The organism is Halocynthiibacter styelae (assembly GCF_016123485.1).
Taxonomy (GTDB): domain Bacteria; phylum Pseudomonadota; class Alphaproteobacteria; order Rhodobacterales; family Rhodobacteraceae; genus Halocynthiibacter; species Halocynthiibacter styelae.
Window position 1 is genome coordinate 1 of record NZ_JADCKQ010000005.1, and the last position, 21,581, is coordinate 21,581.

The 21,581-nt window shown below is 55.6% G+C and carries 23 protein-coding genes; 11 read left to right on the forward strand and 12 right to left on the reverse strand.

Annotated elements, in window-relative coordinates; genetic code table 11:
- On the forward strand, window positions 1–362 hold a 362-nt coding region (locus H1D41_RS07830), incomplete at its 5' end, for a hypothetical protein (protein WP_228848378.1).
- Between the two features lie 529 nt (window positions 363–891).
- On the opposite strand, the gene H1D41_RS07835 is transcribed toward H1D41_RS07830, so the two are convergent.
- Entirely contained in the window at window positions 892–1,353 is a 462-nt protein-coding gene (locus H1D41_RS07835) for a hypothetical protein (RefSeq protein ID WP_228848379.1), read from the reverse strand.
- A gap of 430 nt (window positions 1,354–1,783) precedes the next feature.
- Between H1D41_RS07835 and H1D41_RS07840 the strand changes: the two genes are divergently transcribed.
- Window positions 1,784–2,362, forward strand: coding sequence for a thymidine kinase (locus H1D41_RS07840; RefSeq protein ID WP_228848380.1), 579 nt, complete (start codon window positions 1,784–1,786; stop codon window positions 2,360–2,362).
- Between the two features lie 170 nt (window positions 2,363–2,532).
- Window positions 2,533–3,351, forward strand: a complete 819-nt coding sequence (locus H1D41_RS07845; protein WP_228848381.1) for a MipA/OmpV family protein — start codon at window positions 2,533–2,535, stop codon at window positions 3,349–3,351.
- A 45-nt stretch (window positions 3,352–3,396) separates the two neighbouring features.
- Here H1D41_RS07845 and H1D41_RS07850 read toward each other — a convergent pair whose 3' ends face one another.
- The 6 genes from H1D41_RS07850 to H1D41_RS07875 form a co-directional block, all read right to left on the reverse strand.
- Complete coding sequence (locus H1D41_RS07850; RefSeq protein WP_228848382.1) at window positions 3,397–4,356, reverse strand: 2-hydroxyacid dehydrogenase; 960 nt, start codon at window positions 4,354–4,356, stop codon at window positions 3,397–3,399.
- Window positions 4,356–4,694, reverse strand: coding sequence for a tRNA-binding protein (locus H1D41_RS07855; protein WP_228848383.1), 339 nt, complete (start codon window positions 4,692–4,694; stop codon window positions 4,356–4,358). Before H1D41_RS07855 ends, H1D41_RS07850 begins: the two co-directional genes overlap by 1 nt.
- Window positions 4,691–5,500, reverse strand: a complete 810-nt coding sequence (gene proC, locus H1D41_RS07860) for a pyrroline-5-carboxylate reductase (protein WP_228848384.1) — start codon at window positions 5,498–5,500, stop codon at window positions 4,691–4,693. The genes H1D41_RS07855 and proC overlap by 4 nt, the downstream gene beginning before the upstream one ends.
- 43 nt (window positions 5,501–5,543) lie before the next feature.
- Window positions 5,544–6,044: a type III secretion system chaperone family protein gene (locus H1D41_RS07865; RefSeq protein WP_228848385.1), complete on the reverse strand. Its 501-nt coding sequence runs from the start codon at window positions 6,042–6,044 to the stop codon at window positions 5,544–5,546.
- A 331-nt stretch (window positions 6,045–6,375) separates the two neighbouring features.
- Entirely contained in the window at window positions 6,376–6,786 is a 411-nt protein-coding gene (locus tag H1D41_RS07870; protein WP_107496873.1) for a universal stress protein, read from the reverse strand.
- 513 nt (window positions 6,787–7,299) lie between these two features.
- On the reverse strand, window positions 7,300–7,539 hold the full coding sequence (locus H1D41_RS07875) for an accessory factor UbiK family protein (RefSeq protein WP_228848386.1): 240 nt from the start codon (window positions 7,537–7,539) through the stop codon (window positions 7,300–7,302).
- Window positions 7,540–7,712: 173 nt separating this feature from the next.
- Between H1D41_RS07875 and lgt the strand changes: the two genes are divergently transcribed.
- The 4 genes from lgt to H1D41_RS07895 all read left to right on the forward strand — a co-directional run bounded on the left by lgt (window position 7,713) and on the right by H1D41_RS07895 (window position 10,746).
- A complete protein-coding gene (gene lgt, locus H1D41_RS07880; protein WP_228848387.1) occupies window positions 7,713–8,615 on the forward strand; it encodes a prolipoprotein diacylglyceryl transferase in 903 nt (300 codons plus the stop codon).
- Window positions 8,615–9,706: a class I SAM-dependent methyltransferase gene (locus H1D41_RS07885; RefSeq protein WP_228848388.1), complete on the forward strand. Its 1,092-nt coding sequence runs from the start codon at window positions 8,615–8,617 to the stop codon at window positions 9,704–9,706. Before lgt ends, H1D41_RS07885 begins: the two co-directional genes overlap by 1 nt.
- A 22-nt stretch (window positions 9,707–9,728) precedes the next feature.
- Entirely contained in the window at window positions 9,729–10,487 is a 759-nt protein-coding gene (pgeF, locus tag H1D41_RS07890; RefSeq protein ID WP_228848389.1) for a peptidoglycan editing factor PgeF, read from the forward strand.
- Window positions 10,488–10,602: 115 nt separating this feature from the next.
- The gene (locus tag H1D41_RS07895; protein ID WP_228848390.1) at window positions 10,603–10,746 is read left to right on the forward strand and encodes a hypothetical protein; all 144 of its coding nucleotides are present in this window, start codon (window positions 10,603–10,605) and stop codon (window positions 10,744–10,746) included.
- Window positions 10,747–10,806: 60 nt separating this feature from the next.
- Here the strand turns inward: H1D41_RS07895 and H1D41_RS07900 are convergent, their stop codons facing one another.
- Window positions 10,807–11,316 (reverse strand): Lrp/AsnC family transcriptional regulator, encoded by a 510-nt coding sequence (locus H1D41_RS07900; RefSeq protein WP_228848391.1) that lies wholly within the window; start codon window positions 11,314–11,316, stop codon window positions 10,807–10,809.
- A gap of 260 nt (window positions 11,317–11,576) precedes the next feature.
- On the opposite strand from H1D41_RS07900, the gene trxB reads away from it, so the two are divergent.
- Together trxB and H1D41_RS07910 are read left to right on the forward strand one after the other, a co-directional pair.
- Window positions 11,577–12,530, forward strand: a complete 954-nt coding sequence (gene trxB / locus H1D41_RS07905) for a thioredoxin-disulfide reductase (protein ID WP_228848392.1) — start codon at window positions 11,577–11,579, stop codon at window positions 12,528–12,530.
- 189 nt (window positions 12,531–12,719) lie between these two features.
- Window positions 12,720–14,789, forward strand: a complete 2,070-nt coding sequence (locus H1D41_RS07910; RefSeq protein ID WP_228848393.1) for a bifunctional sulfate adenylyltransferase/adenylylsulfate kinase — start codon at window positions 12,720–12,722, stop codon at window positions 14,787–14,789.
- A gap of 105 nt (window positions 14,790–14,894) precedes the next feature.
- Here H1D41_RS07910 and H1D41_RS07915 read toward each other — a convergent pair whose 3' ends face one another.
- From H1D41_RS07915 to H1D41_RS07930, 4 genes are all read right to left on the reverse strand, one after another.
- The gene (locus H1D41_RS07915) at window positions 14,895–15,785 is read right to left on the reverse strand and encodes a PhzF family phenazine biosynthesis protein (RefSeq protein ID WP_228848394.1); all 891 of its coding nucleotides are present in this window, start codon (window positions 15,783–15,785) and stop codon (window positions 14,895–14,897) included.
- Between the two features lie 27 nt (window positions 15,786–15,812).
- Window positions 15,813–17,402: a peptidoglycan -binding protein gene (locus tag H1D41_RS07920; RefSeq protein ID WP_228848395.1), complete on the reverse strand. Its 1,590-nt coding sequence runs from the start codon at window positions 17,400–17,402 to the stop codon at window positions 15,813–15,815.
- 2 nt (window positions 17,403–17,404) lie between these two features.
- A complete protein-coding gene (locus tag H1D41_RS07925) occupies window positions 17,405–18,625 on the reverse strand; it encodes a biopolymer transporter ExbB (RefSeq protein WP_228848396.1) in 1,221 nt (406 codons plus the stop codon).
- 109 nt (window positions 18,626–18,734) lie between these two features.
- Entirely contained in the window at window positions 18,735–19,304 is a 570-nt protein-coding gene (locus tag H1D41_RS07930; RefSeq protein WP_228848397.1) for a gamma-glutamylcyclotransferase, read from the reverse strand.
- A gap of 61 nt (window positions 19,305–19,365) precedes the next feature.
- Here H1D41_RS07930 and H1D41_RS07935 point away from each other — a divergent pair, with 61 nt between their 5' ends.
- Together H1D41_RS07935 and H1D41_RS07940 are read left to right on the forward strand one after the other, a co-directional pair.
- Complete coding sequence (locus H1D41_RS07935) at window positions 19,366–20,352, forward strand: DUF2125 domain-containing protein (protein ID WP_228848398.1); 987 nt, start codon at window positions 19,366–19,368, stop codon at window positions 20,350–20,352.
- Between the two features lie 81 nt (window positions 20,353–20,433).
- Window positions 20,434–21,549, forward strand: coding sequence for a glycosyl transferase family 90 (locus H1D41_RS07940; protein WP_228848399.1), 1,116 nt, complete (start codon window positions 20,434–20,436; stop codon window positions 21,547–21,549).
- Window positions 21,550–21,581: the final 32 nt, after the last annotated feature.

Consider the following 21,581-nt stretch of genomic DNA (forward strand, 5'->3'; position numbering starts at 1 on the left):
ATTCTTATCTTCACTTCAGTGCCTTGCGACCCATCCGCTGCCCCAGTAGTGCGTCTCGTTTCCGTGTCGCCCTGCCGGTGAAGTGGGTTCTAGGGTTATACGCCAACACCCGCAACCCCTTTTTACAAAAACATCAAACTTTTTTGGAAAAACCCAAAAACCCCTTATTTATATACACCAGACGAAACGAAACACATGTTTCGCCGCATTGCAGCGCAACTTTCATACCTAACAGAAACTACAGCTCATCCGAGTCACCCAAAGCCCCACACATCATCACACCGCAAATCACCCGAGTCACACCAGAATCCAAATCACCCCGCAAAGATTCCCCCGAAAAAACCTCCCGATTCACAAAATGAATCACCCGGTGAATCGCAAAAACTCTCAAATCAAATGAAAACACCGAATAATACCGCAGGATATGGAGGCATCACCAGAAAACCCGGAATCAACCCGAATCCAGATACACAAACAACCATAACAATGGTGAAGGTTGTGAAGAGTACGCCAGACATGCCGGCCAAATGATTACACATCCACACAGAGCGCCGCGAAGTCTTTCTGATTTCACTTTCAGGGGCGATGCTGATGGAGGCGATGAAAGAGAGGAGGAGGATTACGCTTGATGCTCTATATAAGAGACGTTCACATCCACACCCTGCAAGGCAAACTGGCCCCTTCACTGACCACCGCACAGCTTGCCGCCACAAATGACGTCACTCTATTCAGTCATTATATAGACTCGCACGAGCCTTCTGATCTGTGCAGCATCACTAAGACACCTATATGCATGCGCTCTACTTCAACGCCCGCAAGACTTGCATCTTTCAACAAAAAACCCGCCAGATTAACTGGCGGGTTTTTTTGATCTGATAAACCGGGGAAGGCTCAGCTGTTGTGGCTTTCTTCTTCCAGGTGCAGTTTCATATCCATCAGCACATGTTGCAGCGCGAGGGTTTCACGCAACAGGCGCTTGGCTTCGTTCACGGTGATAATGCCGTCTTCAATAGACTGGTTATATTCGCTCATCAGCATGGCAAAACGCTGCGCCAGAGCAACCACATCTGCATTCACCCCACCTTCACGGGAATTCTTGCGTTCCTGATCATAAGACATGGTAATGCCACGCAGCTCTGCGAGGGCGCCGGTCACATGTGGGTATCGGGAGGCTTCCTCAAGCGAGGCAACTGCATCAATCGGCATAAAGCGATCTGCGTGCTCTTCGCTGTCAGAATAATAGCGGCCAAGTGTTGCTTTGGATTTACCTGTCAGCGTGCAGGCGGCTTCGATCCCGACGTCCTTTACCAGAGCTTCGGTATGTTTCTTAAGATAGCTGCCCATGCCGCCCATTTGTATGACCCTTCAATAACCGATCCGCCCTCAGAAAATCACAGAGGGGAATTGCCCGTGTTCTTTCCCATTAATTCATAGCCCGCCATTTGTCATTCATAAAGCGTTCAGGCGCATACCTGAAGTTAACAAGTATCCGGTGTCCCCAGCGCCGGTTTGGTGAGGATCTGATGTGCTTTCGCCTGCGGGAGCGAAGCCGGTTCGCCGGCTCCGGTGCAACGGATCCAAAAAGGAAGAAGGTGTAGGGAGGTCGATCATCCCCAGACGTCAATTTTCAGACGTCTTTCGGGTTCCTGTTTTCCGGTGAACGTTGCCTGTATTTTCAGGGCAGCGTTCACTTTCTTTTCTGTTTGTCACAGCAACAGATCCTCACCGCCCTATCTGACGCAAGCGGGTTGCATTCCCCGTCGTTGAAACGGATAAAACGGCCATGGCCAAGCTTTACTTTCAATACTCCACCATGAATGCAGGTAAGTCGACTGTACTTCTGCAGGCGTCCCACAACTATATTGAACGCGGGATGCAGACCTATCTGATCACCGCACAACTGGACAACCGCGCGGGTGATGCGCGAATCGCATCCCGAATCGGGATTGGTGCGGATGCCGATGTCTTTGCCCCTGGCGATGACATGTTTGCAAAGATCGAAGCCCGCCTGAAAGATGCCCCCTGCGCCTGTGTGTTTATTGATGAAGCCCAGTTCCTGACCAAAGATCAGGTCTGGCAGCTGGCGCAAGTCGTGGATGATCTGAAAGTGCCTGTCATGTGTTACGGGCTGCGTGTTGATTTCCGGGGGGAACTGTTTCCGGGATCTGCCGCGCTGCTTGCCCTGGCCGATGAGATGCGCGAAGTGCGCACGATCTGTCACTGCGGTAAGAAGGCCAGCATGGTGATGCGCATGGGTCCGGATGGCAAAGCCCTGAAAGACGGCGCCCAGGTGCAAATCGGCGGCAATGAGACCTATGTGTCTGTCTGCCGCCGCCACTGGCGTGAGGCTGTTGAGAGGTAATGACCGCTTTGTCCGGGGCAGAAAAAACACCTTAAGACTTCTTTACTCTTCTTAACTTTGTTTTAACACAAGTTAACCCGCAGACCTTTTATAGCCGGATAACACTCCCTGCCACGGACAGCCTGATCTCAGGCAGGCGTTATTTACAGGCAATAAAAGGAATTCCGAACGTGGGCATCACAGAAAATCTACGCAACGGTTCAGCAGCCGCTATAATCGTTACCGGCATGGTATTCACCTCCGCCAACGCTGAAGACAACAGCGGCTGGGACATCACTATTGGTGCAGGAGGTTTTGTTTCCCCGGAATACCTCGGGTCAGATGAAACAGAAACCCAGGCTGTCCCCATGCTGGCAATTGAGTGGAATGACACTTTCTTCTTTGGACCGGGCGGGCTTGAATACAAGTTCCTGAATCGGGGCGATCTGAGCTTCAGCGCCTCTCTGGGTTATGATGGCGGGCGCAAAGAAAGTGACAGCACCTATCTGACAGGGCTTGGCGATATCGACAACGGCGCAGTTCTGGGGTTTGGCCTGGAGTATGAAGTCGGGCCGATTGCACCCTATCTTGAACTCAACAAATACCAGTCCGGGACCGAAGGTGTCACTGTTCAGGTTGGTGTCCAGGGCATGCTGCCGCTGGCCGTTCTGACAGGAAACGCGCGACCCGGCGATATGGAAGAGAACGACAGGCCGGGCGTTGCACTGCTGGCTGACCTTTCTGCCACCTGGGCGAATGATGATTACAACCAGGGCTACTTTGGGGTCAGTGCAGCGCAAGCCAGCGCTTCGGGCTTGTCGCAATATTCTGCGGGCGCAGGTGTGAACACTGTTGACCTTGAGCTTGGCGTTATTGTGCCCCTGGGCGACCACTGGTCACTGAATGGCCTGGCATCTTATACAAAAATTATCGGAGATGCCGCCGACAGCCCGATTGTGAAAGACGACGACCAGTTCTCTGTCGGCGCATTTGTCGCTTACACTTTCTAACCGCGACGGACGGGAAAGGCCGGGAGAACGCCCGGCCTTTCCATATCAGCTCACGATATTGCCCGGGGCTTTTCCATCGAAAAACGCCGCAAGATTGTCCAACGCCATCAGCCCCATATCGGTGCGCACTTCCTCTGCGGCGGTTCCCAGATGGGGGAGCAAAGTGACATTATCGAGTGCACGCAAAGCTTCGGGCACCTCGGGTTCATGTTCATAGACATCCAGCCCTGCGCCGCCGATTTGCCCGGTTTGCAGCGCCGCGATCAGGGCCGCTTCATCAACCACATCCCCTCGTGAGATATTGATCAGATGGGCGTGGCTTTGCATTGCGCCCAGCGCCCCTGCATTAATCATGTGATGGGTGGCCGGGCTGCCGGGCACCGCAACAACAACGATATCCGCCGCCGCCATGACTTCGGCGATGGAAACAAGCTGGCCGGAGGGCACTTCGGCATCTGCAACCTGTGAGCGGTTATAAAAGACAACATCCATGCCAAAGCCGTAATGTGCCCGTTTCGCAATCGCTTTGCCGATGCGGCCCATGCCGATGACGCCCAGGATTTTACCGGACATATGAAGCCCCAGCATCTGGGTCGGGTGCCAGCCCTGCCAGTTACCGGAACGCACCAGACGTTCACCTTCCGCAGCACGACGTGCAGACATCAGCATCAGGGTCAGAGCAATATCAGCGGTGGCATCAGTTACGGCACCCGGCGTATTCGTGACGGTCAGGCCCGCTGCCTTCGCAGCCGCCACATCAATATGGTTATAGCCCACACCAAAATTCGCGAGGATCCTGGCCCGGGGTGCACCCGCTTTTGCAAAAATATCAGCGCTAAAGAGATCGCCCAGGGTTGGCAGGACAGCATCATAGTTTTGCAGCGCCTCAACCATCTCCGCCTCATCCATCGGCAGGGTGTTTTCACGCAGGGTCACGTCAAAATGTTGACGCGCGACTGCAACAACTGCCAGGGGCAGCGGGCGGGAAATCAGGAGTTTTTCCATCAGTGCAGCTTTCCGCCATTGGGCACATTCTGATCCGGCACGGCCAGGACAACGCCGCCTTCCTCATCGGTGAAACCGACAATCAGGCATTCCGACATAAACCGGCCAATCTGACGGCGTGGGAAGTTCACGACACCCATAACCTGTTTCCCCACCAGCGTTTCTGGATCATAATGCGCGGTGATCTGGGCAGAGCTTTTCTTTTCGCCAATCTCAGGCCCGAAATCGACCCAGAGCTTGATCGCAGGTTTGCGGGCTTCGGGATAAGGTTCGGCGCGGATCACAGTGCCAACGCGGATATCAACCTTCAGGAAATCATCATAGGTGATCTCCCTCATGCGCCCAGCTCCTTTGATCGTTTGGTCGCCGCATCAACCGCGTCGCGCATCAGCACTGGAAAACCGCGTGTGTCATCCATCAGAACCTCAAGCGCGGCCTGTGTTGTGCCATTGGGTGATGTCACATTGATGCGCAGTTGCGTTGGTGTTTCAGCGGAATCCTCGGCCAGCTGCCCTGCCCCGCCGACGGTAGCTTTTGCCAGCGCCATGGACAGTTCAGGTGACAACCCCTGTGCCTCGCCTGCCGCGGCCATAGCCTCGATCAGGTGGAACACATAAGCAGGGCCGGACCCAGACATGGCGGTGACCGCATCCATCTGCCCTTCATTGTCCAGGCGAACTGTCTGACCGATTGCAGACAACAGATTTTCCGCCAGTTGCAATCCGGCCTCATCAATATGGCTGTTTCCGATCAGCCCGGTGATGCCCCGGCCAATCGCGGCAGGGGTATTAGGGATCGACCGGATCACCGGTGTCTGCGCGCCAAGCACATTTTCATAATGTGCAATGGTCGTACCCGCCGCGACGGACAGGAAGATCGTGTCACCATTGCCATAGGTTTTCAGAACCGGCAGGGCTTCTTCCATCATCTGGGGTTTGACCGCGACCAGAACCAGTGCGGGGCTTTCCGGCAGGGCTTCATTCAGATGCACGCCCTGCGCCTTCAGCCAGTCAGACGGAAACGGATCTTTGACCCAGACGGAAGCCGCTGGCAGCCCCTGTTTCAGCCAGCCTTCCAGCATGGCAGACCCCATCTTGCCGCATCCAAGCAGCACCAGACCACGTGATTTGATTGTATCGAACATATCGCCCCCTCATCCGGACGATTCACGCCCGCTTTGGGAAAGCTTAAGCCCGCCCCCAGGCCTCTGCAATGGCGGTTTTTACGGCAGCTTCCGGTGTGTGATCTGCCCAGGCCACAAGCTGGAACGCCGGATAGAAACGTTCTGCTGTCAGAACAGCCGCATCAATCATCGCATTGATCTGTTCAATTGAGGCCACCTGCCCGCCGGTCAGCACCAGGCCATAGCGATACACCATCAGTTGCTGCGCGCTCCACCAGGTGAAGCTGCCCGCCCAGATCATATCATTCACATGGTTCAGAACCTCAAAGAGTTCGCCCATGCGATCATGGGGTGGTTCCATTTCAAAGCTGGAAATCAGACGCAGGCATTCATCCTGATGCGACCAGGCAAGCGTGATGGAATAGCTGCGCCATTGCCCTTCAACCACCATGGAAATCTGATCTTCACCGACGCGGTCAAAATCCCAGTGGTGATGTTCGGCCAGGGTTTCAACGATGTCGATCGGATGCGGATCTTCCGCCAGATATGATTCTGTGAATGACATGCCCGGGCCTCTTCGCTTGCGCGGGGAAAGGCAGCCGCCCCACGTGAGTTCCGTTCAGCCCCTTTTGGCGGGACCACTATAAAATGGGGACCAGCAGTGGCACCCTACGAAATATGGTGGCGCGGGTATATAAAACTGTAAAGGATAAATTTGCTCTTATCCCCAGGAGATGGTGTTTCTGAACCAATTACCCCCAGGATAGGGTAGTTTTCCACAGGGCAGCGTGGATTTCTTAAGGTTTTGTTAGGAAAACAAGCCGGTTTTCAGATCACAAACAAAAACTGCCGGGACATTGCCCGGCAGCATAGCAGTAAGATTCTTACGGATCAGATCAGACGCGCATCACATGCACCGCACAACCGGCATGGCGCACAACACGTGCCGCCGTGGATCCCAGAAAGAAATCCTTCATCCCTGGTTTATGGGACGCCATAACAATGCAATCCGTACCATGTGTGCGGGCATATTCTGTAATTTCGCCCCCTGCGGACGGGCTTTTCAGCAAAACCGGCGTCACATCATCGTGCCCCTGCACACGCTCTGACAGTTCTGCCATCGCTTTTTCACGGGCTTTCTTTTCAGCATCATCTTCAAGAAACGCCATCACGGAACTGTTCGGGGGTTCATACACGTGAACGGCGGTGATCGTACCACCATCCGTCAGCAGAACCCGCGCAGCCGCCAGAGCTTTCTCACTGATGCCATGTTCCAGGGAAAGAGCGACGATGATATTCGTATACATAAATCTGTCCTCATTTGCAGGTGCCGGATCGGAAGCGAACACGGCTGTCAAATACAAGGTTAACGCGGGGGCTGTGTAATCTCAACCGGTGAGGTTCGCGCCTGTGAACCCCATTTCATTTTTCATCTGCCTCTGGCACACTTACGCCAAACATAGTCAGCGGAGAACATATTTTGATTATGCCGCAATTCAGAGCCAAATGGGATTTCCATTACAGAAACGACCGATCTGCAACCAGACAATTCGGATTTCCCGAAAGTGGGATTCGCAACGTGCCCATGGTGATTGACGGGCTACATGGAGACCTGAACACAGTCAGATTAGTTGCGACCCCAAACTGTATCTTAGAAAAGAACACAACTATAGAACTTGATTGCGAACCCATTTCCTTTGAGCATTTGAAATCGCACATCCAACCGGGTACTCGCATCTCGCTCCGGGATGGCGAAATCTACGCTGATGGGAAGGTCATCAGCATTTACCAATGAACTGAATGAACCAACCGGACAGAGTTTACTTCCCTTCAAGCGCCTCGATGCGGGCTTTCAGGGCTTCGTTTTCTTCGCGGGCTTTCTGCGCCATGGCACGCACGGCGTCGAATTCTTCGCGGCTGACAAAATCGCGATCGGCCATCCAGCGGTCCATCAGGCTTTTCATCGCGGTCTCTGCTTCGGTCTTTGCGCCTTGGGCCACGCCCATTGCGTTGGTCATCAGCTGAGAAATATCATCAAGAACTTTGTTGCGGCTTTGCATGGCTGACCCCGGATTGTCTGAAGGCGTTATGTTCCTGTCTATATGGGGCGCGGCACGCAAAAGCACAAGAGAGGAAGCGTCGCAGGTAACTGTGATGGCCCCGGCCCGCCGATAAGCGCCAAACACAGGCGCCCCCGGTTGACAGCCCCCGCCCTCGCAGGCAGGAAACCCGCATGGAACATTACATCACCTTCCCGAATGTCAGCCCGGATATTTTCTCTGTCACGCTTTTTGGTTTCACCATCGCGCCGAAATGGTACGCCATGGCCTATATCACAGGGATCATCATTGGCTGGTTCATTGCGACGCAGGCCGTGAAACGCGTGCAGCTCTGGGATAAAGACGGCCCCGCGATGCAGCGCGAAAACATCGAAGATCTGGTGACCTGGATTGTGCTGGGCGTGGTTCTGGGCGGGCGGCTTGGCTATGTGCTGTTTTACAAACCGGATGTATATCTGGCAGATCCGATTTCTGCCCTGAAGATCTGGGAAGGCGGCATGGCCTTTCATGGTGGTCTGGCCGGGGTTCTGGTGGCGGTTATTCTGTACTGCCGCAAATACAAATTCGACCTCTGGAAAACCGCTGACATGCTGGCGATTGCCACAGCGCCGGGCCTTTTGCTGGGGCGGATTGCGAATTTCATCAATGCAGAGCTTTGGGGGCGTGCGACGTTGTCTCCCTGGGGCGTGGCCTTCCCCGGCATCGCCGCGCAGGATTGCCCGATTGATATGTATCATCCGGATGGCATCTGCGCCCGCTACCCCAGCCAGCTTTATGAAGCCGGCCTTGAAGGGCTGTTACTTGGCACGCTTGTTCTGATCATGGCCTTTGGCTTTGGGGCGCTGAAACGCAAAGGGCTTGTGACCGGTGTGTTTTTCATTGGCTACGGGTTTGCACGGATGTTTGTGGAATATTTCCGTCAGGCGGATGAACAGTTTATCACATCCGATAATCCGCTGGGTCTTGTAATCCGTCTGGGAGACACAGGCCTGTCCATGGGCCAGCTTTTGTCCCTGCCGATGGTCATTTTCGGCATAGTGGTGCTGATCATGGCACTGAAACGGAACGCCGCCTGATGTCTTTGCTGGACGCGCTGATTTCACGTATTCAGGCCAATGGCCCGCTGACTGTGGCGGACTATATGCAGGAATGTCTGCTACATCCAAAGTACGGTTATTACGCGACCCGCGATCCGTTTGGTGCGGGCGGTGATTTTACGACCGCACCCGAGATTTCACAGATGTTCGGTGAGCTTCTGGGACTGTGTCTTGCCCAGGCCTGGCTTGATCGCGGTGCACCCTCTTCTTTTATCCTCGCGGAACCTGGTCCCGGGCGCGGCACTCTGATGGCGGATATACTGCGCGCAACAGGTTCCGTGCCGGGGTTTCATGCAGCCGCAAAGGTGCATCTGATTGAGGCCTCTGCGACTCTGCGTGAGATCCAGAAAGAAGCGCTGAACGGCCATCAGATCACCGGGCATGACAGCCTGTCTGATCTGCCCGAAGGCCCGCTGTTTCTGGTGGCAAATGAATTTCTGGATGCCCTGCCCATCCGCCAATTTATCCGGGATGGAAAGGGCTGGCGCGAAAGATGCATCGCATTGAACACCACACAGGATGCGCTGTGCTTTGGCATCGGCCCCGCCACAGATTTCCCGGCGCTCGCCCATCGCCTGGCGGATACAAAAGACGGCGATCTGGTTGAACTGAACGCCCCGGCCTGCGCCATCACCGCCGAGATTGCCCGACGTATCAAGGCAAAAGGCGGGCTGGCCCTTCTGGTGGATTACGGCGGCTGGCAGTCAAAAGGTGATACATTTCAGGCCCTGAAAGGTCATGCGTTTTCAAATCCCCTGGCGGATCCCGGCAATGCTGACCTGACAGCCCATGTGGATTTTGAACCCCTGACCCAGGTGGCAACACAAGCAGGCCTGAATGTCAGCGGGCTGACCTTACAGGGCGTTCTTATGGAACGGCTTGGCATCACCGGACGCGCACAGGCACTGGCGCAGAACATGTCCGGTGACGCGCTTGAAAACCACATCGCCGCACATCGGCGCTTGACCCATCCGGAAGAAATGGGGACGCTGTTCAAAGCCATTGCGATTTCCGCGTCCGGCACGCCGCCGGCCCCCGGATTCAATCCGCCCGGCGCAAATTCTGTATAACGATCTCTGCCGGAGTACCTCCATGGGCCTTGAAATTCTGACCGACGACAGCCTTGCCCCGTTCCGCCATGGGTTCTTTACCCGTAAGGGCGGGGCCTCTTCGGGCATTTACGAAGGACTGAACTGCGGGTTTGGCTCTGATGATCAGGCGGATTGTGTGGAGATCAATCGTACCCGCGTGGCTGGCGCGATGGAGGTAGACGCAGATCACCTTTTATCTTTGCATCAATATCACTCGGCTGATGTTCTACATGTAACAGGTCCGCTGCCCCGCCCTTTGCCAAAAGCGGATGCCATGGTGACGGATACGCCGGGCCTTGCAATCGGGGCACTGTCGGCGGATTGCCAGCCGGTGCTTTTTGCTGACGATCAGGCGCGCATTGTCGGTGCCGCGCACGCCGGATCAAAAGGCGCATTGGGTGGTGTGCTGGAAGCCACAATTGATGCGATGGTGGACCTTGGTGCAACACGGGAAAACATCGCCGCCGTTATCGGCCCATCCATCAGCCAGGAGGCGTATGAAGTTGGTCCCGAGTTCCGCGATGAATTTCTTGCGCGGGATGACAAGTATGCCCGTTTCTTTGAAGCCGGCGAAGGGGATCGGTTCTGGTTTAACCTGCCAGGGTTTGGACAGCATCGCCTGGAAGCGGCCGGCGTTAAATCAGCGCGCTGGGTGCGGCACTGTACCTATAGTGATCCCGCACGTTTTTATTCCTGGCGCCGGGCCTGCCACCGGAACGAAGGCGATTATGGGCGATTGATTGCCTGTATCCGGGCCTGATTTAGACTATCACAAACATGGCGCAACTGTGACGCCCGGCAAGGGAAAACCCTGATCCGGTCAAATCCCTGCCGCTTTCCCGATGGATAAGCCTGTGAAAGACAGGAGTGCCCCGATGGATCAGAATGCAAAGAAGCCGGACAGTCGCCTGGAAGAAAGCCGCGAAGCCCTGCTGCGGGATGCCGAAACAATCAAAGTGGAAATGCCCTGGGCCCGTGGTGCACGGCGTCAGGAAATGATTGAACGCCGCGCGAACTGAAGCTTATCCGCCCTGATGGGCAGCCTTGCAAAACACACGCACAAAAGAAGCGCTGAGTTTTCAGAGACCACGTTCAAGCTGACGCACACGTTCTTCTAATACTTCAAACGGAACGCCGGGCACATCTTTCGCACAGCGGATCACAAGTGACGTCTTCACGCTGGCCACATTTTCCGCAGAGGTAAGTTCTTCTGTCAGGAAGCTCTGGAAAGTAGACAGGTCCGGCGCGACGCATTTCAACAGGAAATCCACTTCGCCATTCAGCATGTGGCATTCACGCACAAGCGGCCAGTCGCGGCATTTGCCTTCAAACACGCTCAGGTCTGCTTCGGCCTGACTGACCAGCCCGACCATGGCGAACACCTGCACTTCAAAGCCAAGTTCGCGGGAATCCACATCGGCATGATAGCCACGAATATAACCGGCTTCCTCAAGTGTACGCACGCGACGCAGGCACGGCGGCGCAGAAATGCCAACACGTTTGGCCAGTTCAACATTGGTCATACGACCATCGGCCTGCAGTTCAGCCAGAATCTTACGGTCGATTTCGTCAAGTTTAGAGCCAGCCATGAGATCCGCCTGAAGTTTAGGTTGTTTTTGCGACCCGCATAACGGGAGAATACAGCAGGTGCAACGCCCTTGCTGTTTTCGCGGATCGTACGCGACCCGACCCATCTGCGCAATAATATTTCAACATCAGGTCGAAAACTTTACGTCGCGTCCATTGACCTGCCGCGCCCATAGATTTTTCGTGACCACCGCGCAGACGCCCTTTCCCCCAGAGGCCCGCGGGCTTATATCCGTTGAAACAGAAATTAACGGAGTCTCCCATGGCGGATACGCGGCACACCAAAGTTCTTATCATCGGTTCCGGCCCTGCGGGCTATACTGCGGGCGTTTACGCAAGCCGTGCCATGCTGGAACCCATTCTTGTTCAGGGCATGGAACCCGGCGGTCAGCTGACCACAACCACCGAGGTCGAGAACTGGCCAGGTCACAGCGAAATCCAGGGCCCTGACCTGATGGTCAACATGGAAGCCCACGCCCGCGCGATGGGGACCGAGATTATCTCTGACCTGATCACATCCATCGACATGTCCAAACACCCGTTTACGGCCCAAAGCGACAGCGGCACCGTTTACACAGCGGACGCGGTTATTCTGGCAACCGGCGCACGGGCGAAATGGCTGGGCCTGGAATCTGAAGAAAAGTTCAAAGGCTTCGGCGTTTCCGCCTGTGCAACCTGTGACGGCTTCTTCTATCGCGGCCAGGAAATTGTGGTGATCGGCGGCGGGAATACCGCCGTGGAAGAGGCCCTGTTCCTGACGAACTTTGCCTCTAAGGTAACCCTGATCCACCGTCGTGATGAACTGCGTTCCGAAAAGATCCTTGAAGATCGCCTGATGAAGAACGCGAAAATCGAACCACTTTGGTTCCACGAACTTGTTGAAGTTGTTGGCGATGAAAACCCGCTTGGCGTCACTGGCGTGCGCGCGAAACATGTGAAAACCGGCGAGATCACCGAAATCCCATGTAAGGGTGTGTTCGTTGCGATCGGCCACGCGCCCGCGAACGAACTGGTAAAAGACACGCTGGAAACCCATATGGGCGGCTATGTTGTGACGAAACCCGACAGCACCGAAACCTCTGTGCCCGGTATTTTTGCGGCTGGTGACCTGACAGACCATAAATATCGCCAGGCCGTGACATCCGCCGGCATGGGTTGCATGGCCGCACTGGAAGCGGAACGTTTTCTGGCTGAACAGGATGGCGAAGAAGGATAATCCTTCCGGGCGACCAATCGGAAAATCACGTAAAGGGTGGGCTTCGGCCTGCCCTTTTTTGTTCTTCACGCCCCTTTGCTGGCTGTACCAAAAAGAACACAAAATTTACCCTGTCAGAACAAAAACCCTTTGCAGAATTGGGATCACACCCTATGTGTTCACGCATGAACAGTTATTGAGTCGTATGTTATGGCAACCCCCGTGACGAAATCCAATCTGACAGAGGAAGACCAGATCTTCCTGCTCCTGCGCCAGTTAGACACGGTGCCGGGTGCGTCTCAGCGCGCGACTGCGGCTGCGATTGGGATTTCACTGGGTCGCCTGAACGCCCTTCTGCGTGACGTGGCGGATGCGGGTCTTATCACCATCAGTGAACGCGCCGGCCCGGATAAACGCCAGCGGTTCGCTTATACATTAACCTCCCGGGGTGGCGCAGAAATGCGACACCTCACGGACAGCTTTCTTGCCCGCAAGCTGGCCGAATTTGAGGCTCTGCATGCAGAGCTGACCGGTACCACCAGCGGGCGTGTACCGTTTAAAAACAGGAACAGTATTATGGAAAACAACCTCGCCCCGATCCCGGAGCTTTATGTTTCTTACGAAAGTGCGCAGAAACTGAAAGTGGAAGCTGGCGATCTGACCAGCCATGACCTGACACCACGTCAGATCTGTGATCTGGAACTGCTGATGAACGGCGGCTTTAACCCGCTGAAAGGCTTCCTGTCCGAGGAAGATTACAACGGCGTTGTTGAAAACATGCGTCTGGCGGACGGTACGCTTTGGCCGATGCCAATCACCCTGGATGTGTCTGAAGACTTTGCCGCCAGCATCGAAGCAGGCCAGGACATCGCCCTGCGTGACCAGGAAGGCGTGATCCTTGCGACCATGACCGTGACTGACAAATGGGAGCCAAACAAAGCCCGCGAAGCTGAAAAAGTTTTCGGTGCTGATGATGATGCGCACCCTGCGGTAAACTACCTGCACAACCAGGCTGGCAAAATCTATCTGGGTGGCCCTGTTGTCGGCATCCAGCAGCCTGTGCACTATGATTTCCGCGGCCGCCGTGACACACCGAACGAGCTGCGCGCTTACTTCCGTAAGCTGGGCTGGCGCAAAGTTGTGGCCTTCCAGACCCGCAACCCACTGCACCGCGCCCACCAGGAACTGACCTTCCGTGCGGCACGTGAAGCCCAGGCCAACCTGCTGATCCACCCGGTTGTTGGCATGACCAAACCTGGCGACGTTGATCACTTTACCCGCGTGCGTTGTTACGAAGCTGTGCTGGATCAATATCCATCCGCAACCACATCCATGAGCCTGCTGAACCTTGCGATGCGTATGGCTGGCCCACGCGAAGCTGTCTGGCACGGTCTGATCCGTAAAAACCACGGCTGCACCCACTTTATCGTTGGTCGCGACCACGCGGGCCCAGGCAAAAATTCCGCAGGCGAAGATTTCTACGGCGCCTATGATGCACAGGATCTGTTCCGCGCGCATCAGGAAGAAATGGGCATCGAAATGGTCGATTTCAAACACATGGTTTATGTGCAGGAACGCGCCCAATACGAACCTGCGGATGAGATCAAAGATGCGGATGACGTGACCATCCTCAACATCTCTGGCACAGAACTGCGTCGCCGCCTGGCCGAAGGTCTTGAGATCCCGGAATGGTTCTCTTTCCCCGAAGTTGTGACCGAGCTACGCCGCACCAAACCGCCACGTTCCCAGCAGGGTTTCACCGTTTTCTTCACCGGTTTCTCTGGCTCAGGCAAATCCACCATTGCGAATGCTCTGATGGTCAAGCTGATGGAAATGGGCGGCCGTCCGGTAACACTGCTTGATGGTGATATTGTTCGGAAGAACCTGTCTTCAGAACTGGGTTTCTCCAAAGAGCACCGCGATCTGAACATCCGTCGTATCGGTTATGTGGCATCTGAGATCACCAAAAACGGTGGTATCGCAATCTGTGCGCCCATCGCGCCTTACGCCACCACCCGCCGCGCGGTTCGTGAAGACATTGAAAGCTTTGGTGCCTTTGTTGAAGTTCACGTGGCAACCAGCATTGAAGAATGCGAACGCCGCGACCGTAAGGGCCTCTATAAACTGGCCCGTGAAGGCAAGATCAAAGAGTTCACCGGCATCTCTGACCCATATGATGTACCGGTTGATCCGGAACTGGCTGTGGAAACGGAGAATGTGGACGTTGATAACTGCGCCCACCAGGTTCTGCTAAAGCTGGAAAGCATGGGCCTGATCTGACCCCCTGAAACAAAGAAAGCCCCGGATATGAGCCGGGGCTTTCTATTTGCACTAACTGGAAACTTCCAAAGTTTCCGGAACGTTTTCTTTCAAAGAAAACGGGTATCAGACTTCGAGAATTCCCCACATCAGAACCTTCCCCTGCCCGGCTACTTCGACACCAGCCGGCGCTTCACGTGAGCCAAGCACATTGACATACGCCGCACCAGGACGCCCCATCCAGTGACCCTGTTCGGCCCGGAAGTCAGAGGTTTCGATAAGATTGTGATGCCAGAGATAAGCCGCCATACACCCGGTCGCAGACCCTGTAAAAGGGTCTTCTGGCGGCATAGGTGCCGGCAATAGTAAGCGTGAAAAAGTATGTCCGGCCTGGGTCTCCCCCCCAAGGGTCACAAGGAAAGGTTCCACCAGATCAGCACGCGCTGTAACGGGCGGATTCAGCGCGGCCCAGGCATCAACATCAAGGCGTGCGCGGCGCAGGGCCTCTTTATCTCGCAACAGGGTGATACAGAACGGCGTGCCGGTTGAGACAATCTGCGGCGGCGCGATAATATCATCTTCATTCAGCCCATACATCGCGGCAATCACAGATTTATCCTGTATCGCACCAAACTCTGGCGCGGGCTGAGTCATGGAAATCAGCGCATCCGGCCCACGCCCCGTCACTTTGATCGGCAGCACACCGGCCCCGACTTCCAGGGTGAATTCCGCAGCCCCCCCCGACAGATCAATCACGCCGCGATCAATCAGAGAAGCAACAGTAGCAATCGTCGGATGGCCAGCCATCAGAATTTCTTTATCTGCCAGGTAATAGCGCGCACCGAAATCAGCGATATCGGATTCAACAATAAATGCGCATTCCGACAAGGATGTTTCCCGCACAAGCGCCATGCGATCGGCCTCTGACATATCATCGGCTTCATGCACGACCACACAACCGTTCCCGCCAAATGCGTGATTTGTAAAGGCATCAACCCAGTCAAAACTATGTGGCATCCTGCAATCCTCCGCCGCTTCCGGCGTCTATTTCTCAGTAAACTTCAATTCAATTCTGCGGTTTTGCGCCCGGGCCTCTGACGTGTTTTCCGGATTGATCGGGTGGTGTTCCCCAAAGCCCGCTGCAATCAGGCGTTCCGCAGGAATACCAAGGTCATTAATCATATAACGAACAACCGATAACGCGCGTCCCTGGGACAATTCCCAATTGTCCCGGTAACGGCCACTGCTGGCCTGGGGCACATTATCTGTATGCCCGTCCACCCGGATGACCCAATCGATTTCCGGCGGGATTTCATCGGCAACATCCCGCAGGATTTCGGCAATCTTTGCCACCTCACCGCGACCTTCTGACAACAGATCGACAGAACCACTTGGAAAGAGGACCTCGGAACTGAACACAAAGCGATCCCCGACAATGCGCACGCCGTCCTGGTTGCCCAGAACATCGCGCAGACGTCCGAAAAATTCAGACCGGTATTGTGCAAGATCCGCGTTTTCGCCTTCAAGGCGGCGACGTTCTGCTTCTTCCAATGCACGGCGGCGGCGTTCTTCTGCGGCCACCTGTGCAAGGGCCGAATTCAACTGCGATCCAAGCGCTTCAAGCTGCACATTATTCGCCGTGTCGCGTGCGGCGGCTTCATCCAGAAGGTTCTGAAGCGCGCCCAGCTGCCCGCGAAGTTCCGCAACCTGGCGGTTCAGAAGTTCCAGTTCGCGTTGATTTTCAGCGGATGCCGCTTCGGCCTCACGCAATTCCTGTTGCGCCGTGGCCAGAAGGGCCGCTTTGCGTTCCGCTTCGGACACAACACCCGAAGCTTCCTGCTCTGCCAGACGGGCGGCAGCCAGCAAGGTCAGGGTTTCCTCAGCCTCACGGCGCTGTTCTTCCAGCGCGAGCGTCATAGCCGTCAATTCCGTATCCGCATTTTGCAGACGTTCGCGCAATGCCTCTGCCGCCAGGCCTTCGGCAAGACGGGCGGCTTCGGCATCGCTCAGCTCTTCAGCCGCGGCGTCAGCCTTCGCCTGAAGTTCTGCCGTCAGTGTTTCAAGCGCTTCGCGTTGTGCCGCAGCCAGACGGGCCGCTTCTTCTGCTGCATCGGTTTCTTCACGTGCCCGGGCAAGGGCCAGCTGCGCGGCCTCCGTGTCAGAAATCAGCTGCGTCTGCGCATCTTCCAACTCGTCAATCCTGGCGGACAAAGCATCGCCCAAGGCAAGCGCATCATTGCGTTCAGACAAAAGTGCCGCAACCTGGGCTTCGAACCCGGTGAGCCGGTTGTTTGCCGCATTCAGCGCCGCAGCCTGACTGCTGTTCTGCCCCCGCAGGCTGGCGATCAGGGCCTGCTGTTCACGTGCTTCTATTTCCGCCTGGGACAGGTTTTCAGACAGTTCCCGCGAACGGGTTTCTTCAAGGCCCAGCGCAGACGCCAGTTCCATCACCTGCCCGGTCAGCTCGTCGAGTTCTTTGTCCTGGCCGGAAATGGTTTCCCTCAACACGAACTGCACGATCATAAAGATCGTCAGCACAAACATCAGAACCAGCAAAAGCGCGGTCATTGCATCCACAAAGCCCGGCCAGATGGAGGCCTGGAATTTCTGTCCTGTGCGTCGCGACAGCGCCATGATCAGCTCTCAGACCGGCGGTTGCCCACACGTGCCATTGGGGCGGCAAGCGCCTGCAAACCTTCGGCAACCTGCGCAAGTTCTGCCCGCAGATCAGCGATGCTTTCCTGACGGCCCGCTGACATTTCTTCCAGGATCCGCAGAAGTTGCACATCAATTGACCGCAGGCGCATCCGGCTTTCCGCATCGGCATGGGGGCCACCGGCTTCGCCTTGACGGCTTAGCGCTTCGATCAGGCGGTCCTGGCCTTCCGCGATCCGCGTCAGTGCGGCGGTTTGTGCATCACCTGCTTCTGCCGACACACCGCCACCAGGCATATTGTCGATCAGCGCCCCAATCTTTTCTTCAAGCATCGCGCGGGACACATCCGCTTTTGTGTAAATCTCCTGCACGCTTTCCATCTGCTGCGCCATCCGGTCCAGCGCAAAAGCAAGGGCACCGCTGTCAGCCCCACCTTCGCTGTCACCATCGCCGGAAGCAAAGCCCAGACGGGTGATTGTGGACAGCCATTCTTCCAGCTCACCGTAGAACCGGTTCTGGCCATGGCCCGCGAAAAGTTCCAGCAAGCCCACAACAAGCGATCCGGCAAGACCAAGCAGAGAAGATGCAAAAGCTGTGCCCATACCGCCCAGCTGTTCTTCAAGCCCGCCCATCAGACGGGTGAACACATCCACCCCAAGGGCTTCCTCACCATCTTTGGGTGCCAGAGAACTGATCGTATCCACAAGCGCCGGAATGGTTGTCGCAAGGCCATAAAACGTACCCAGCAGGCCCAGGAAGATCAGAAGATTCACGATGTAACGGGTGATATCCCGGGCTTCATCAATCCGCGTCGCCACAGAATCCTGAATGGAACTGGCGGAAGACGATGAAATCTGCAGCTGCAGTCGTTGCCCGGCACGTCCGCGCAAAAGCGTTGCCAGAGGCACAAGCAGTTTTGGCGCCTGCGTGGTGTCGCCATCGGGATCAGCAACAAATCCTTCGATCCAGCGCACCGCATAAAACAGCTGAACGACCTGCGAGAAACAGGCCAGAACACCAATAATAAAGACAAAAACGATAAATCCGTTCAGCCAGGGGTTGGCCAGGAAGACAGGCCCAATCCGGGGAAGTGCCACCCAAAGCCCAAACCCCACAAGCCCGATCACCGCGAGCATCGTCAATATCTGACGCACCGGATGGGAAAAGCTTACGCCTGCGTCATACTGCTGTGTTTCCGCCATTGCGGCCTCATCCCGATTTTGTTGTTCTTTGACCACAGGATAAGCGTTCAGGCCCCCAAGGCCAGTAAAATTTAAGGGGTCTGCAAATCATTACATTTCACACAGGATCTTACTGATCCGCTACAAGCACCTTTACACGTTCCGCAAGCCAGGACAAATCCGCATCGCGCAGGCCTGTTTCTTCCAGATGCGCTGCCGTGTTCCACAGGTATTCTGTGTTCGGACCGCGCCCGCCCACGGCTGTCGACATAATCTGTGCCTGTTCTTCCAGTGCAAGCTCGCCGCAATATTGTTCATGCACAGGATCAATCACATAAGTCACCGCTTGCAGCGACCCTTCGGGGGTTTCCAGCGCCTGTATCGTTTCCAGATAGGCCGAGGACACAAGTTCACGTTCCCGCAACTCTGCCAGAGTTTTCTCTGCATGTTCCGGGGCGACAAAGAAAGCCACGCCATCACAGAACGCATCTTCCTGATGATCCAGCGCCAGAACAAGGCCTGGCTTTTCCTCTGTGCCGCGGTGATGGATGGACCGCATACAGAACGACCGGTGCCAGCCTGTCAGGCGCGCCTGCTTTTGTTCTGCCACCGGGAACCCGGGATTCCACAGAAGGGATCCGTAACCAAACACCCAGAACCCGTCTGAAATATCAATGTCGACCATACATACCACCATCATTGCTGGTTCTTTTTTCTGCGCCCCTGTAAACACCAGGAAAGAGCAAAGGGAAAGAGCAACCATGCGCGCGCTGATTATCTTTATACTATGTGTCTTCATTGGCTGGGGTGGTTATTGGGTTGTGGGTTCCATGACACTTGAAAGCCAGCTGAAGGCCGCATTTGAAGAGGCCGGGGATCAGGGCATTGATCTGCAGTATTCTGAATTTGGTGTGCAGGGATTTCCGAACCGCTTTGACACCGTCATGCGCGATGTGGATCTGAAGATCCCGGCGGAAGGTGTTGAATGGCAGGCCCCTTTGTTTGTGACCGCTGCGCTGAGTTATAAACCCTGGCATCTGATCGCCACCTGGCCGCAGGAACAAAGCCTGCGCATCGGTGATTTCAGTGCAGATATTCTGACAGAGGAAATGCAGGCCAGCGTGGTGTTTGAACCAGACGTCAGCCTGCCCCTTGATCGTAGTCAGCTTGTGGCGAAAGATCTGCGCCTGACGCCTGCGGGCACATCTGATCTGTTGCTTGCGGCGTCAGAGGTGTTCATCGCCACACGGCAGGCAGAGGAAGCAAACAACACCCATGACCTGCTGATCAGCCTGAAACAGATCCTGCTGCCGCAGGAGATCACCGATCAGATCAACCCGGATCAGACCCTGCCTGTGCGCCTGAATGAGATCCGCATTGATTCAAATCTGGAACTGGCTGGCCCTGTCAATCGTGAGGGCGTCCCCCCCCTGCGTGCACTGGATCTCCGGGAAGCAAAGCTTACCTGGGGCGCGATTAACATCACCCTGAACGGACGCCTGACCCCGGACTCCGCCGGTCAGGCCCAGGGACAACTGGCCCTGAAAGTTGAGAACTGGCGCGAAGCGTTTCAGGTCTTTGTCACAACAGGGCTTGTTCAACCCGGCTGGGAAGGCGCCCTGACAGCGCTGACCCTGTCTGATGGCAATCCTGACACGCTGGAAGCCCCGCTTAATCTGCAGAATGGTCAGATCTTCCTCGGGCCGTTTCCTTTGGGGACTGCACCATTGGTTTTTTCCCGGTCTTAACGCCCCTTTCCAGCCGGGAAGCGATGCGCCAGAATGCAGGGTATTATTCCCGGCCTGTCTGGAAACTATGAAAGAACGCACATGGCGCAACTGAACCCGGAAGAAACCGCTTTTGTCAGTGAAGTCATTGATCATTGCCTGCCCCGACAGACAGGCCCTGACGACGTGCTTTCCCCGAAGGCATTCAGCGGGCAATATGCGGCCTGGGATGGTGGATTGGAAATACTTCGAAGCGATGGCACGTCCTGGCCTCTGCACTTTGATGACAGCACGGGGGCGTTCCGGGCGAAGAACCAAAACACACAACCCAAGCTCAGACGGCTTGCCAGATTTCTGAACGAAGTCCTCCGGCTCGGGTTTAATGCACCTTTGTGTGTGGATATGGCGGATTGCCGGAAATTCGGCAGCCGAGGCTGGCCACAACCGGACAGATCGCGCATTTGCTATAACAGACGGGATCAGGGGAAAAACATCATGCTGTGGCCCCTTGCCGGGTATCACGGGTTGAACACAGGACATTTTGCGTATCCCGACTGCGTACCTGATGAAAACTATGACGCGCGGATCGATCAGATCGTCTGGCGGGGCAATCTGACCGGGGTTTCAAACTTTCTGTTTCCGGAACGCGGCGAGACAGGCCGCGCGACCCACCGCATTCTGGCGGATCTGATCGCCACCCCCAAGGATCCCGACACACTGGCAAAGCTGAAAGATGAACTGCTGGGTGTGAACCGGTATCGCTTTGTGACCGAGAACATCAACAATCCCGACTGCGATTTCAGGTTTTCCCTGACCCCAAAGCACGAAGCTGCTGCAAATACTTCCCTATTGCAGGGGTTTTGCGACCAGAGACGTGCCGAGAGATGGTTGCAAAGCTACAAATATGTGCTTTCGATTTCCGGTTATGATACGGGTTCGAACTTCTTTGATGCCATTCAGTCTGGTGCGCTGGTGTTTAAGGAAACCGATGGCTGGGAGCTGTTCTACACAGCCTCATTCCGCCCCTGGGAACATTATGTGCCGGTTGCGCCGGGTGGCTCTGACCTGGCTGAGAAACTGGAATGGGCCAGGGACCACCCCGCTGAGTGCAGGGAAATGATTGCGGCCGCGATCCGGACAACGCGGCTTTTTGCGAATCCGCAGCTGCGTGACATCTACCTGAGAACGCTGCTGGAAACTTATTCCGCAACGGGATGAGAGATTTCATACCCCCAGCAGACAGCCGCCTG